Source organism: Paraburkholderia caffeinilytica (assembly GCF_003368325.1).
In the GTDB taxonomy this organism is placed as follows: domain Bacteria; phylum Pseudomonadota; class Gammaproteobacteria; order Burkholderiales; family Burkholderiaceae; genus Paraburkholderia; species Paraburkholderia caffeinilytica.
The window spans coordinates 3,107,803-3,122,624 of the sequence record NZ_CP031467.1; the positions used below are offsets into that span (position 1 = coordinate 3,107,803).

The 14,822-nt window shown below is 62.8% G+C and carries 10 protein-coding genes and 1 pseudogene; 4 read left to right on the forward strand and 7 right to left on the reverse strand.

Features of this window, described 5'->3' with window-relative positions:
- The first annotated feature begins 50 nt into the window (after positions 1 to 50).
- Both parC and DSC91_RS30180 read left to right on the forward strand, forming a co-directional pair.
- Positions 51 to 2,375, forward strand: coding sequence for a DNA topoisomerase IV subunit A (parC, locus tag DSC91_RS30175; RefSeq protein WP_115782209.1), 2,325 nt, complete (start codon positions 51 to 53; stop codon positions 2,373 to 2,375).
- A gap of 307 nt (positions 2,376 to 2,682) precedes the next feature.
- Positions 2,683 to 3,141: a CopD family protein gene (locus tag DSC91_RS30180; protein WP_115782210.1), complete on the forward strand. Its 459-nt coding sequence runs from the start codon at positions 2,683 to 2,685 to the stop codon at positions 3,139 to 3,141.
- A 33-nt stretch (positions 3,142 to 3,174) separates the two neighbouring features.
- On the opposite strand, the gene DSC91_RS30185 is transcribed toward DSC91_RS30180, so the two are convergent.
- The 6 genes and pseudogenes from DSC91_RS30185 to DSC91_RS30210 form a co-directional block, all read right to left on the reverse strand.
- Positions 3,175 to 4,383, reverse strand: a complete 1,209-nt coding sequence (locus DSC91_RS30185) for a chromate transporter (RefSeq protein ID WP_115782211.1) — start codon at positions 4,381 to 4,383, stop codon at positions 3,175 to 3,177.
- Positions 4,384 to 4,602: 219 nt separating this feature from the next.
- The gene (locus DSC91_RS30190) at positions 4,603 to 6,969 is read right to left on the reverse strand and encodes a bifunctional diguanylate cyclase/phosphodiesterase (protein ID WP_115782212.1); all 2,367 of its coding nucleotides are present in this window, start codon (positions 6,967 to 6,969) and stop codon (positions 4,603 to 4,605) included.
- 576 nt (positions 6,970 to 7,545) lie between these two features.
- A pseudogene (locus tag DSC91_RS30195) lies at positions 7,546 to 7,671 on the reverse strand (PhzF family phenazine biosynthesis protein); the annotation flags it as partial.
- A gap of 181 nt (positions 7,672 to 7,852) precedes the next feature.
- Positions 7,853 to 8,317, reverse strand: a complete 465-nt coding sequence (locus DSC91_RS30200; RefSeq protein WP_115782213.1) for a RidA family protein — start codon at positions 8,315 to 8,317, stop codon at positions 7,853 to 7,855.
- 58 nt (positions 8,318 to 8,375) lie between these two features.
- Complete coding sequence (locus DSC91_RS30205) at positions 8,376 to 9,572, reverse strand: aminotransferase-like domain-containing protein (protein ID WP_115782214.1); 1,197 nt, start codon at positions 9,570 to 9,572, stop codon at positions 8,376 to 8,378.
- Positions 9,573 to 9,647: 75 nt separating this feature from the next.
- A complete protein-coding gene (locus DSC91_RS30210) occupies positions 9,648 to 10,337 on the reverse strand; it encodes a VOC family protein (RefSeq protein WP_115782215.1) in 690 nt (229 codons plus the stop codon).
- Positions 10,338 to 10,617: 280 nt separating this feature from the next.
- Between DSC91_RS30210 and DSC91_RS30215 the strand changes: the two genes are divergently transcribed.
- Together DSC91_RS30215 and htpG are read left to right on the forward strand one after the other, a co-directional pair.
- Positions 10,618 to 12,072 (forward strand): aminotransferase-like domain-containing protein, encoded by a 1,455-nt coding sequence (locus tag DSC91_RS30215; RefSeq protein WP_115782216.1) that lies wholly within the window; start codon positions 10,618 to 10,620, stop codon positions 12,070 to 12,072.
- Positions 12,073 to 12,247: 175 nt separating this feature from the next.
- Positions 12,248 to 14,146: a molecular chaperone HtpG gene (htpG, locus tag DSC91_RS30220; RefSeq protein WP_115782217.1), complete on the forward strand. Its 1,899-nt coding sequence runs from the start codon at positions 12,248 to 12,250 to the stop codon at positions 14,144 to 14,146.
- Positions 14,147 to 14,306: 160 nt separating this feature from the next.
- On the opposite strand, the gene DSC91_RS38360 is transcribed toward htpG, so the two are convergent.
- The gene (locus DSC91_RS38360) at positions 14,307 to 14,576 is read right to left on the reverse strand and encodes a hypothetical protein (protein ID WP_115782218.1); all 270 of its coding nucleotides are present in this window, start codon (positions 14,574 to 14,576) and stop codon (positions 14,307 to 14,309) included.
- Between the last annotated feature and the right edge of the window lie 246 nt (positions 14,577 to 14,822).

Consider the following 14,822-nt stretch of genomic DNA (forward strand, 5'->3'; position numbering starts at 1 on the left):
GCGCCACCTTCGCACGAAAACTTCACGCCAAACACGGATACGGAATCTAGATGGACGACGATAACACTCTCGACCTTTTCACCGAGCCGCCGCCCCCGGAAGGCGACTTTCTCACGCTCGGCAATTACGCGGAAGGTGCGTATCTCCAATACGCCGTGAGCGTGGTGAAGGGGCGTGCGCTGCCGGATGTCTGCGACGGGCAGAAACCGGTGCAGCGCCGCATCCTGTATGCGATGAACGAACTGGGTCTAAGCGACAACGCCAAGCCGGTCAAGTCGGCACGCGTGGTGGGCGACGTGATCGGTAAGTATCATCCTCACGGCGATCAGTCTGCATACGACGCCTTGGTGCGCCTCGCGCAGAACTTTGCAATGCGGTACCCGTTGATTGACGGCCAGGGCAACTTCGGTTCGCGCGACGGCGACGGCGCGGCGGCGATGCGATACACCGAAGCGCGTCTTACGCCCATCGCGAAGTTGCTGCTCGACGAAATCGACCAGGGCACGGTCGATTTCATGCCCAACTATGACGGCGTTGAGCAAGAGCCGAGGCAACTGCCCGCGCGCTTGCCGTTCGTGTTGCTGAACGGCGCTTCAGGCATCGCAGTGGGGCTGGCCACGGAGATCCCATCGCACAATCTGCGCGAAGTCGCAGCGGCTGCGGTGGCGATGATCCGCAATCCGAAGATCGCGCACGACGAATTGATGCAGCACATTCCGGGGCCGGACTTCCCGGGCGGCGGCCAGATCATTTCGAGCGAAGCGGAGATTTCCGCCGCGTACGAAAGCGGCCGCGGCAGTCTGAAGGTGCGCGCGCGCTGGAAGATCGAAGAGCTGGCTCGTGGTCAATGGCAACTGGTGATTACCGAACTGCCACCGAATACGGCCGCGCAGAAGGTGCTCGAGGAAATCGAAGAGCAGACCAACCCGAAGATCAAGCTCGGCAAAAAGGCGCTCACGCCCGAACAACTGCAGACCAAGCAGACCATGCTCGCGCTGCTCGACGCCGTGCGCGACGAATCGGGCAAGGATGCGCCGGTGCGCCTCGTGTTCGAGCCGAAATCGAGCCGCATCGATCAGACGGAGTTCGTCAATTCGCTGCTCGCGCATACGAGCCTCGAATCGAACGCGTCGCTGAATCTGGTGATGGTGGGCGGCGACGGCCGGCCGCGCCAGAAGGGCTTGAGCGAAATCCTTCACGAGTGGATCGCGTTCCGCTTTGCGACGGTCACGCGCCGCACGCGTCATCGCTTGAGCAAGGTCGACGACCGGATTCATATCCTCGAAGGCCGGATGATCGTCTTTTTGAATATCGACGAAGTCATCCGCATCATTCGCGAGTCGGACGAACCGAAGGCTGCGTTGATCGCCGCGTTCGGCTTGTCCGATCGCCAGGCCGAAGACATTCTCGAAATCCGCCTGCGTCAGTTGGCGCGGCTCGAGAAGATCAAGATCGAGAAGGAACTGTCCGAACTGCGCGACGAGAAGGCCAAGCTCGAAGAACTGCTCGGCAGCGAGTCCGCGATGAAGCGATTGCTCATCAAGGAAATCGAAGGCGACGCGAAGCAATACGGCGACGAGCGCCGCACGCTGATCCAGCAGGAAAAGCGCGCCACGTTCGAAGCGCGCGTGGTCGACGAGCCGGTTACGGTGGTGGTGTCGCAGAAGGGCTGGGTCCGTGCGCTGAAGGGCCACGGGCTGGATGTGGCCGGCTTCACGTTCAAGGCCGGCGACGGGCTCTACGCAGCGTTCCAGTGCCGCACGCCGGACACGCTGGTCGCGTGGGGCAGCAATGGCCGCGTCTATTCGGTGGCGGTGGCGATGCTGCCGGGCGGACGGGGTGATGGCGTGCCGGTGACGTCGCTGATCGAGCTCGAATCGGGCAGCCACCTGATGCATTACTACGCGGCTTCCGCGGACCAGGCATTGCTGCTCGCATCGAGCAACGGCTTTGGCTTTGTTGCCAAGGTCGGCGATATGGTGAGCCGCGTGAAGGCCGGCAAATCGTTCATGACGATCGACGCGGGCGCCGCGCCGCTCGCACCGATGCCGATGCTGCCGGATGCGACGCACATTGCGTGTCTGTCTTCAGGCGGACGTCTGCTGGTGTTCGGCCTTGACGAAATGAAGACGCTCTCGGGCGGCGGACGCGGCGTCACGCTGATGGCGCTCGAGGACAACGAAACGCTGCTGCAGGCGCTGTCCATCAACAAGGCGGGCGTGGTGCTGATCGGCACGCGTCGCGGCGGCCGTATCGACGAAGAGAAGTTGAGCGGCGCCACGCTCACGCCGCACGTCGGCAAGCGGGCGCGCAAGGGGCGCGCGCCTGAGAGCAAGATGAAGCTCGACGGTATGCGTCCGGTACTCGCTGCGTAATCGCGGCGAATACCGAGTACCGAGTGGCGAGTCACGAGAAGTAGCGTAAAGCCAGGCATGAACGCGGCGTGTGCTTCAGAGCGCAAACAGCAACAACGCGCACTTTGAAGCACACGCCGCGCGTAGCAGAAATCCGGGGTGCAGTACCGTCGCGGTATCGGACGTGCTGCAATAACAACTACAAAGAATGTCAAGACGCCGCCTGTTCATGGAACTGCACGCATAGCGCGCGGTCGAATGCGCTCAATAGCCGCTACAAATATCACTCGTCATAAGCGGCGTGGCGTCGTCGGGAGAGGAAAACAAAATGAACAAAGCTGTCGAACTCGCGCTGTTTTTGCATCTGCTCGCGGTCGCAGTGTGGGTGGGCGGGATGGTGTTCGCGCATTTCTGTCTGCGTCCGGCCATTGCCGATCTTTCGCCGCAACTGCGCTTGCCATTGTGGGAATCGGTGTTCAGCCGCTTCTTCAACTGGGTCGCCGCAGCCGTGCTGGTGATTCTCCTTACCGGCGGTTTCCTGCTGACGCAATTCGGCGGCGGTCACGCCACATGGCCCTTGCATGCCATGGCCGGCCTCGGCATCGTGATGATGCTGATCTTCGGGCACATTCGCTTTGCCGTGTTCCCGCGCATTCGCCGTGCGGTGCAGGCACAGAAGTGGCCGGACGGCGCGCAAGCGGTCGGCACGATCCGGCGTCTGGTGCTGGTGAATATCGTGCTGGGCGTGGTGACGATCGGCGTGGCGGTGCTGTCGCGCGGGTTCTGAAGGCCGGCTATCCGGCGTCGACCACGCTGCCGCCTACTGCATCGCGCTGTAGGCGAGCCACAGCCCGCACACAACCGCCACCGTCCCGTACACCGCATACACCGGCAACTTGAGCTTCGCGAAGCACAGGCCGGAGAATAGCGCCGTCACCAGATACACGGGTTTGAACGGCACATGCCCTACGATGCGCAGCACGGCCACCGCGAGAAACGCGGTGGTGACCGCGCGCAGGATCCGCATGCCGTGTTCGAAGCGCGGATTGGCCTTCAACTGATGCAGATGACGCTGCGCCAGCACGACCAGGCAGCCCGACGGCACAAATAGCGCGAGTGTCGCAATCAGCGCACCTGCCCAGCCATCCACCAGATAGCCGAAGAACGGCACCACATTCAACAGCGGTCCGGGCGACAACGGAGAGAGCGAAAACGCCAAGGTGAAGTCGTTATCCGACACACCGATCGCCGGCGTGACAAACAGCGTCTTGAGCACCGGCAACGCCGAGAAGCCGCCGCCGAACAAGGTCATGCCCGCACCGGCCAGCCGCGGCCATAGCAGCGCCAGCTCATAGCGATGCGGCAACGGCAGGGCGAACAACACCAGCAGCACGCTCAATGCGCCCAGCAAGCGCCAGTCGCCGCGGTCGAGCGACACCGCGATGCGTGTATTGCGAACCGGGCTGGCCAGCCAGCCGGAGCCGAAGGCCGCGCTGAGCATCAACACATAGGCCGCGGGACTGTGCGCGTAGAAGAGCGCCACACATCCGAGCACCGCCGCGGTCCATTCGAGCTTGCCGCGCACCAGCGCGCGCGTCTGTTTGTACCAGGTGATCGCGATCAGCGTGGCGAGCACCACGCTGAAATGATTGAGCAAAGTTTGCGAGGCCGCGGCGCGCACGAGCGGTGTGCGATAGAAAATCGCGAACAGCGTCATCAAGGTAAAAAAAGGCAATACGCTTGCGACGCCCGCCACCCAGGCGCCGGCGCGTCCACGCAGCGCGTGCCCAAGTTGCACGGCGACATTGCAGCCCACCGGCCCGGGCACCATCCAGGCCAGCGCGATCAGATCGGAAAAGGCCACGCGCGAGAGCCGTCCCTCGCGTTCCACGTAGTGGTTTTCAAGTTGCGCCATCAGCGCGAGACCACCCCACGACAGCGCCGACAGGCCGAACACGACCCGGAACAACGTCCATAGCGGTTCCCGTTTTCCTTGTCTGGCGGCACTCTGGTTTGTGATCGACTGCATGGCGCCGCGAACCCCCGTACACGGGCGGCCCGCCCTTTAAGATCGTCGTTGTGTGTGTTGGCGCGGCCGGTAGCCGGCATCGCGCAGTGACGCATTACAGCGTGAATGTAGCCGGTTTTGCGACACTGCGGTGGGATAAGCGCGGGGCCGCAGCCCATACGCTCATAGGCTGCGTGCGGCGCTCCTGTGCGTGACGGGCGCGCCACCGACGGACCGCGTTCAGCTATTGGTGCTCGTGCTGGTGCTGGACACGCTGCGCGTACTGTCGACGTCATGCGCGGCGCGGTGCCCCTTCATGCCGCACACGCCGAAGCGTTCGAGCAGCGCCGGAATCGCTTCGACCGGCACCGGACGCGAGAACAGGAAACCCTGCGCCTCGATATGGCCGAGCGCGGCGAGCCACGCAATCTGCTCCTCGGTCTCGGTGCCTTCGACCACCACCGTGAGCCCGAGCGAACGCGCCAGGTTGACGATCGCGGTGACCATCACGCAGACGCTGCGGTCGCCGGGAATCGCCTGCACGAACGATCGGTCCACCTTCAGCGTATCGACCGAGAAGCGGTTCAGGTAGGAGAGCGACGAATAGCCCGTGCCGAAGTCGTCGAGCGCGATGCGCACGCCGAGACGCTTCAACGCGAAGATTTTCTCCGACACGAGTTCGGGATATTCCATCATTGCCGTCTCGGTGATTTCGAGCTCGAGGCGGCGCGCGGAGATGCCGCTTTCCTCGATGGCATGCGAGATGGTTTCGTACAGATCGCCGCGCCAGAACTGCACCGCGGAGATGTTGACCGCGAGCGACAGCGTGTCAAAGCCCTGTTGTTGCCACAACGCCAGTTGACGGCACGCGGTTTCGATCACGAAGTCGCCGATCGGTACGATCAGTCCGGTCGATTCCGCGACCGGAATGAATTCGTTCGCCGGAATCAAGCCGTGTTGCGGATGATTCCACCGCACCAGCGCTTCAAAGCCGGTGATGCAGCGGCGCGTCAGGTCGATCTTCGGCTGATAGGCGAGAAACAGCTGGCCTTCGGCGAGCGCGACGCGCAACTGCTGTTCCCACTTCATCAGGTGGTCCGCGCGGTGCGACAACTGCGGCGAATAGAACTGGTAGCAGTTCTTGCCCGCGTCCTTCGCGCTGTACATCGCGAGGTCGGCCTTTTTCAACAGGTCGATCTCGCTCTCATTGGCGACCGAGTAGAGTGCGATGCCGATGCTCGCGTGCAGCACGAACGAACTGCCGCGCACTTCGAAAGGCTTGGCGAACGCTTCGGCTGCGGCTTCGGCGAGCGTGACGGCGCGCTTCTCGACATCGTCGCCCTTGAGCACCACGACGAATTCGTCGCCGCCGATGCGGCTCAACGCGCCGCTGTCGCCGACTGCGGTGGCGAGGCGCGAGGCCGTCATTTGCAGCACGATGTCGCCGGCGTTGTGGCCCAGCGTGTCGTTGACGGTCTTGAAGTTGTCGAGGTCGATGAAAAGAATCGCGAGGCGCCCAAGATTGGAGTGCTGCGCCACGTCGTGCCGTAGTGTTTGCAGCGTCGCATAGCGATTGCGCAAACCGGTCAGCAGATCGTATTCGACCAGATGCGTCATCTCGCGCTCGCGCCCGAGCAGCTTGCCGATCAAACCGGTGGCGACCGCGAAGAAGCTCAGCATCGCGAGCGAGATGAAACCTGCCATCAGCAGATAGACGTTGCGCGTGTGGTTGTAGTCGGCGAATTCCTCGGCTTGCGACAGACCCACCAGCACGCCGAGCGGATAGCCGTCGATATGCCGGTACGAGACGATGCGCGTGACGTTGTCGATCGAATCGACGTAGGTGCCCGACACATGCTCCGAGGTCGGATACGAGCCGCTCGCCGAGAACGAGCCGCTGGCGGTGTCGACGCTGCCCGTGCGGCGCGCCAGCACCGCGCCGTTGTCCGAGATCACCGCGATCACGCCTTCACGGCCAATGGCCGCGTTGTTGTAGAAGTCGCTGGTGAAATAGCTCGGATCTTCGGAGACCACCACGACGCCCGCGAACGAGCCGTCGGGATGATTCAGGCGCCGCGTCATCTGCAAGGTCCAGTGGCCGGATACGCGGCCGAGCACCGGCTTGCTGATATACAACTGGTCGTCGTTTTCGTGTTCGTGGACCTTGAAGTGTTCGCGGTCCGACAAATCGATGTGCTTGGGATTGAGTTCGGCCGTGTTGGCGATCAGTGTGCCGTGCTCGTCGATCAGCGACACCTGCACCAGCGTCTCGCTTTGCACCACGCCTTTTTCCACCGTGCTGGCGAGGTCGAAATGACTCGGCGTTTTTTCGAACTCGAATTTGACGAAGCGGGTGATCTGGTCGACCTGGTGAATCGCCTTGACCGTGTGCTGTTCCAGCGCCGCGGAGAGAATCGCGGCAGAGGCCATCGCCTCACGATAGGTGGCTTCTTTCTCAACCGACAGGCGCGCGAAGATCACGGTCCAAAGCAGGATCAGCACCAGCACGCCGAGCGCCGGAATGGCGAGCAAGGCACGGCGGCGCGACACAGCAGGATCGCGGCGGGGTTTGGCTTCGCGCTGGTCGGAGAAGCGGAACTGGCTCATCGGGCGGCCCGTTCCCTGGTGCCGGCCAGTTGCAACTGCGCGAGCATTGACTGCGCTAATTTCATGGGTGGCTGCATGGTGACCAAGGTGCCGGTACTGCTGCGCAGGGGAAGGGAGCGTGGCGTCGTGCCTGACCATCCGCAGGTCATCGGGTACGTTTCGATATTACTTAATGCCACTGGATTAAGGAAGGGTCCACGCATCGGGTATACGCGGGCGCGGCTGGCCGCCCCGGTCAGCTGAATTCGCAGCCGGCGCAGCCGGCCTTGGGGCCGCGGCCTGGCAGTTGTTATCGAATATTTCATCGGGATCTGGAATTCAGGTGTACCAAGCCTCTCGTCATGCATAGCGCATTAGTCGCGCAAACGGTGCGGCATTTTGTTGTTAAGCGTGGCCTGAAGCGGCAAACACGGGCGGCATTCAGCGGCAGGCCGGCGCGCGCTACCCCGCAATCGGGCGCTGCGGCGTTCATGACAGCCGGAACCTGCCGTCGACGATCGTTACCGATGGCCCCCCGATCCACGTTTTGCCGGCTGCGCCGCCGTAGTGCACCGAAACGTTGCCGGCACGGCCCAGCGCGGTGCCCTGCATCTGATCCGCATCGAGTGCATCGGCATCGAACACGACCGCAAGCGGATTGCCCCTGAACGGCACCGACGTGAACATGTCGACTTGTTTGAAACCAACGGTGTGAGCGGTCATCGGGCGAAGTCCGGCGAATCCGGCAAATTGATAGGCTTGGCGGATTCTACCTGGTGGCAACAGAACGATCTACCTTGCCACAAATGCAAAACGCGCCGCAGGTGACGGACACCTCGCGACGCGTTCAGTACGCTCGGGACGGCCGGCCCGGTGAAGCGGCGGCCGAACCTGTTGGCGATTGTTATTCGACTTCGGCGATCATCTCGATCTCGACGCACGCGCCGAGCGGAATCTGCGCCACGCCGAACGCCGAGCGCGCATGCTTGCCGCGCTCGCCGAATACGTCCGCGATCAGTTCGGAGGCGCCGTTGGTCACCAGATGCTGCTCGGTGAACTCGAGCGTCGAGTTGACGAGGCTCATCAGCTTGACGATGCGCGTGACGCGGTTCAGGTCGCCCACGTGCGCATGCAGCGTGGCGAGCAGGTCGATCGCGATGGCGCGCGCGGCGGCCTTGCCTTCTTCGGTGGAGAGGGTGCCGCCGAGCTTGCCGGCCCACACCTTGCCGTCTTTCTTGGCGATGTGGCCCGACAGGTACACGGTGTTGCCGCTTTGTGCGCTCATGACATAGGCGGCTGCCGGCGCGCCTGCGGCCGGCAGTTCGATGCCCAGTTCCTTAAGCTTGTCGTACACATTTGTTTGAGCCATGGTGTCTGTCCTTGATCGGTAGTGGAGTTCGGTAGCCCGGCGGGGTGGCCGGCGTCGCTTAGACCTTCGCGCGGATCAGCGCCGCGAGACGCGACACGCCTTCGTCGATCCTGGCTGGAGGCACCGTGACGAACGAGAGGCGCAACGTATTGTGTTGGGCTTCGCTCGCGAAGAACGGACCGCCCGGCACGAACGCGACATTCTGCGCGACGGCTTCCTCGAGCAGCTTCATGCTGTCGATCTGCGCGGGCAGATTCACCCACACGAACATGCCGCCTTCCGGACGGTTCCAGCTTACGCCTTCAGGCATGTAACGTTCGAGCGAGGCGAGCATCGCCGCGCATTGGTCGCGGTACAGCTCGCGAATGGTCGGCACGTGCGTGTCGAGGAAGCCGTCCTTGATCACTTCGTACACGATGCGTTGCGTGAAGCTCGGCGTGTGCAGATCGGTGGCCTGCTTGGCTTGCACGAGCTTGAAGATCAATTCTTCGGGCGCAATGATGTAGCCGACCCGCAGACCCGGCGCCAGCACTTTCGAGAACGAGCCGAGATGGACGATGTGATCCGGCGCCATCGACAGCATGGTGGGCAGCGGTTCGCCTGCGTAGTCGAGCGCGCCGTAGGGATCGTCTTCGATCACCGGGAACGGCGCGGTCTTCGCGAACGCGGCCAATGCGCGGCGGCGCTCGACCGGCAGGCGGCGGCCCGTCGGATTCTGGAAGTTCGGTTGAGCGTACAGCAGACGCGCGCCGGCCGTCAGTTCGGGGGTGAGCGCTTCGGGGATCAGGCCTTGCTCGTCGGTCGGCACCTGCACGTAGCGCGGCTCGTACATCGAGAACGATTGCAGCGCGCCGAGGTAAGTAGGCGTTTCGACCAGTACGGGGCTGTCCGGGCACACCAGCACTTTGCCGAGCAGGTCGAGCGCCTGCTGCGAGCCGGTCGTGATCAGGACCTGCGAGGGACGAATCTGCGCGCCGTTCACCGAGTAGCGTTGCGCGATCCATTCACGCAGCGGCAAATAGCCTTCGGTCGCGCTGTACTGTAGCGCCGCGGCGGGCGCGTCGCGCAGGATGCGGTCGGATGCTTCGCGCATGCGTTCGGCCGGGAAGGTAGCCGGCGAGGGCAGGCCGCCCGCGAACGAAATGACTTCGGGCCGTTCCGTGACCTTCAGGATCTCGCGGATCGCCGAGCTCGTGAGCTTGCGTGCGCGTTCGGACAGTTGCCACGTGGGGGCTTTCAGGTCGCTTTGGTCCATGGTCTCCTCTGCTGGTATCTCTGGAACCGGTCAAAACTTCAATTATCGCGCGAGTCGGCGACCCGCGCGCGCTGCTTATTTAAGGGTCCGTAGACCCTCGGGTGTTTCAAACTCGGCGACGAGCGCCGCTGCGCCTTCCGTGGGCTCGAGGGCGAGCAGGTGCGCCGCGCCCAGCCAATGCAATTGCGCGGCGACCGTGTCGGCCTGTGGATGAATCGCTTTCAAAGCTTTCAGCGCAATGCCCGTTTCCGGCAAGACCGCCGACGGATGGCGCGGCGTGTCCCACTGGATCAGCGACGGCAGCACGCCGTCGCCGGCGCCTTGCCACGCGGGGAAGGCGCCATCGTCAGGCACCGACAGGCTCCACGTGAAATCGCCGCGCGTCATCGGCACGATCGGCGCGATGCGCTGCGGATACTGCGCTTGCCATGTCGCGAGCTGCTTCGGCCGGTCGACTCGGGCCACCCAGTGCGACAGGTACGGCCCTTTTTCGAGCCGCGCCTGCGTTGCCGGGTCGTCGAGGGCGAACAGGCGGGCACGGGGCGCGGCGCCATCCGCGGCTTCCGCCGCTTGCGGGTCGACCGCGATCACTTCCAGATACACGCCGCCCCACAGGTTCAGCAGGCGATTGTGCGTGCGCATCAGCGGGTGCGCGCCGCCGCCGGCCGGTGCGACGCCAAGGGTGTCGGCGACGTACTGCGTGCCCTCGTCGAGGGTACGGGCGGAAATCACGAGGTGATCGATTCGGAGCGAATGGGCAGTCATGTGGCGGATCGGGAAAACGGTTTCTGCGGTAAGCCGGAACGCGCGCCGGGTGCGGCAGCAGCGTTGCCGGGGTCGTAAGCATAACCGTTTGCCGGGTCGGCGGGCCAGGCGGATGGCGTTTGGGCGGGTCCTCCCCGAAGTCGCTCGCGTGCGGTCCATGCTGCCCGCGCCGCGTCATCATCCGTTGCTTATCTTAAATGTAGCCTTAAATGTAACGGTGGCCACCGGCACAGTAACGGTACAATCGATTCGATACCGTTCGGTACAGTTGGAGCCCGCCATGTCCGTCCCGCTTGCCCAGATTCCCACCCCGCACGATACGACGTCGCTGACGCTGGTCGAGCAGCTCGTCCAGTGGGCGTGCCGTCGCATCGAGGAGCGCGTATTCCGTCCCGGCATGCGCATGCCGTCGATCCGCAAGCTGGCGCTGGACAAGGGCGTATCGCGCTTCACCGTGGTCGAGGCGTACGAACGGCTGGTGGCGCAGGGTTACCTGGAGTCGCGGCGCGGTTCCGGCTTCTATGTACGCGAACGATTGACCGGTACGCCGACGGCTGAAATCCGCACGATCGCCGCAGCGGCGCCCGCGCCGGCCACGATCGATGTCGTCTGGCTGCTGCGCAACATGCTGCACACCGGCGCGCGCCCCGAGCGCAGTCCGGGCCTGGGCTACCTGCCGGGCCGCTGGCTCGACGGCGATCTGATCACCAACGCGCTGCGCACGCTCGGCCGGCAAAGCGGCGCGCAGATGCTCGGCATCGGCACGCCGCAGGGCTTTTTGCCGCTGCGCCAGCAGTTGCAGACGCGGCTGGAGGAGCTGGAAATCGGCGCTTCGCCGGATCAGATCGTGATGGTGTCCGGCATCACCCAGGCGATCGATCTGATTTCGCGGATCTACGTCAAGCCGGGCGATGCGGTGATCGTCGGCGATCCGGCCTGGTTTCAGATGTTCGGGCGTTTCGCGTCGCAGGGCGCGCATCTGGTCGGCATGCCGTATACGCCGGACGGGCCGGACCTCGACGCACTCGAGTCGCTGGTGCAGAACTGGCGGCCGAAAATGCTGGTGATCAATTCGGTGCTGCAGAATCCGACCGGCACATCGCTCACGGCCGCGCAGGCGTTTCGCATTTTGCGTCTTGCCGAGGCCTACGATTTCATCGTCGTCGAAGACGATATTTACGGTGATCTGTGCCCGCCGAGCCATCCGGGCACACGCCTCGCGAGTCTCGACCAGTTGAAGCGCGTGATTTACCTGGGCAGCTTTTCGAAGACGCTCGCGCCCAATCTGCGCGTGGGTTTTATCGCCAGCGCGCCGGAGGTGGCCACGGCCGTCAGCAATCAGAAAATGCTGGTTGGCATGACGAGCCCCGAACTGAACGAGCGCGTGCTCTACAAGATTCTCACCGAGGGCCATTACCGCCGGCACGTCGAGCGGCTGCGTGCGCGGCTCGACGGCGTGCGCGAAAAATCGGTGAGGATGCTCGAGAAGACCGGCATGAAGCTGTTTCTGACGCCCACGGCAGGTATGTTTCTGTGGGCCGACACCGGCGTCGATGCGAGCGCGCTTGCGGCTGCCGGCCACGAAGAAGGCTTTCTGCTGACGCCGGGGAGTCTGTTTTCTCCGCTGCAATCGCCAACCACCTGGATGCGCTTCAATATCGCCAACTGCGGCGATCCCGAGCTGGCGACGTTCCTATGCCGTTATCTGGACAGCGTCGCGCGGCGCGCCTCTTGAAACCGCGCCGGATTGCCCCCAAATGGGCGGGCAATCCGGCTACACGGCTTCCGGCGGCCCGATGATCCGGCCCGCCGGTGCGCAAAAAGCGCCGGCGGCGGCCGACGTGGCCCGCAGCACAGCCCGGCGCCACGCCCGACTAGAACCCCATTCGCAACAGAGAGGAAGTCCGACCATGGCACAAGAAACCATGAGCTTTCAGGCAGAAGTCAAACAACTTCTGCACCTGATGATCCATTCGCTGTACAGCAACAAGGAAATCTTTCTGCGCGAGCTGATCTCGAACGCATCCGATGCGGCCGACAAGCTCCGCTTCGAAGCGATCGCAAACAGCGCGCTGTACGAAAACGATTCGAATCTGCGGATTCGCGTCTCGTACGACAAGGCGGCGCGCACCATCACGCTCGACGATAACGGCATCGGCATGAGCCGTGACGAAGCGATCGCCAACCTCGGCACGATCGCGCGCTCGGGCACCAAGGAATTCTTCGGCAAGCTCTCCGGCGACCAGCAGAAAGATGCGGCGCTGATCGGCCAGTTTGGCGTGGGCTTCTACTCGGGCTTCATCGTCGCGGACAAGATCACGGTCGAAACGCGCCGCGCCGGCTTGCCGGCCTCGGAAGGCGTGCGTTGGGAAAGCGCGGGCGAGGGCGATTTCGCGGTGGAGCAGATCGAACGCGCCGCACGCGGCACGACGATCACGTTGCATCTGCGCGCCGATGAAGACGAGCTGCTGTCGTCGCATCGTCTGAAGTCGATCATCCAGAAGTACTCGGACCACGTCGCGCTGCCCATTCTGATGGCGAAGGAAGAGTGGGACGCCGAAAAGAGCGAGATGGTCACGAAGGACGAGGACGAGACCGTCAATCAGGCGAGCGCGCTGTGGACGCGTTCGAAGAACGACATCACCGAAGAACAGTACAAGCAGTTCTATCAGCACCTCTCGCACGATCATCAGGACCCGCTGACGTGGACGCATAACCGCGTCGAAGGCCGCAGCGAATACACGCAACTGCTATACGTCCCGACGCATGCGCCGTTCGACCTGTTCAACCGCGATCATCGCGCCGGCCTGAAACTGTACGTGAAGCGCGTGTTCATCATGGACGACGCCGAGCAACTCCTGCCGGCGTATCTGCGCTTCGTGAAGGGTGTGGTCGATTCGGCCGATCTGCCGTTGAACGTATCGCGCGAAATCCTGCAGGAAAGCCGCGACGTGAAGGCGATCCGCGAAGGCGTGACCAAGCGCTCGCTGTCGATGCTCGAAGAGTTGGCGAACTCGGAGAACGAGGCCGATAAGGAAAAGTACGCCGGCTTCTGGAAGGAATTCGGTCAGGTGCTGAAGGAAGGCATTGGCGAAGATTTCGCCAATCGCGAGCGCATCGCGAAGCTGGTGCGTTTCGCGTCGACGCATACGGAATTGCCGGAGCAGACGGTTTCGCTCGCCGACTACGTGTCGCGCATGAAGCCTGAGCAAACGAAGATCTACTACGTGACCGCCGACACCTGGCAGGCCGCGACCCACAGCCCGCATCTCGAGGTATTTCGCAAGAAGGGCGTGGAAGTGCTGCTGCTGACCGATCGCGTCGATGAATGGATGTTGTCGTTCCTGAACGAATTCGACGGCAAGCCGCTGCAAAGCGTCGCGCGCGGCGATCTCGATCTGGGTGCGCTGAATGACGAAGAAAAGCAGGCGCAGGAGAAGGTCGGCGAGGAATTCAAGCCGCTCGTCGACAAGATGAAAGAAGCGCTGAAGGACAAGGCCAAGGACGTGCGCTTGACGTTCCGCCTGACCGATTCGCCGTCTTGCCTCGTGGCCGACGACGGCGAAATGAGCGGTTATCTGCAACGTATGCTGAAGGCGGCCGGTCAGGAAGCGCCGTCGTTCCATCCGATTCTCGAAGTGAATCCGGAGCATGCGCTGGTGAAGGGCTTGCATGCGGACAGCGCGAATTTCGACGACTGGTGCCATCTGCTGTTCGATCAGGCGCTGCTTGCCGAGGGCGGCGCGCTGGAAGATCCCGCCAGCTTTGTGAAGCGGACCAATGCGTTGTTGTTGGCGCGTGCAGGTTGAGTTTTCGAGTTTGAATTGAGCTTGGTTCGGCGTCGCTTTGACGCTTGCGGTTGAAAAATGCGCTGCCTTGGCAGCGCATTTTTTTTGCCCTATGCCTCTTCACCGCCAGGCTGTCCGGCGGCAGGTTTTCCCAGGTGCACGAACGGGCTGTGGCAAGGCCTTAGTGTGCAGGCGCTTGTCCATGCAGATGACGCACTTGGGAAAGTACGGAGCCCGCCAGTTCCTTTGCTTCGATGCAGGAATGATGGTCGGCCAGTACTTTCGCAGCGAGGCTGCCGATCGCCGTGCTGGTCTGTTTCGACGTGTGGTGCTGTGCGAGCGCGGACCCGGCAAGTTCCTTTTCCTGATGCAGGGCGCTCGGGCGCCGCAAAACGACCGCAGCCAAATGGGCGATGCGGTCAGACGTTTCTTTTGAGTTCGTAGTATTCAAGCCTTACTCCTTTGTGTTTGTTTTCGATCCGGACGATGCTTGCGGCCTGCGAAACATCGGCCTGAAATAATTATGGTTAACTAATCAAGTGTATTCAACAACAGTAAATTGAGATTGATTTGTGAGATGTAAAAGGACGCTTTTGTCTTATGCTGGCGCGTTCAAAATTCAGATGCATCAAGGATTGTTTGCAATCTTTAAGCTGTTTATGCACTGAATCTTATTTCTGCGATTGCGCGCTTCCGC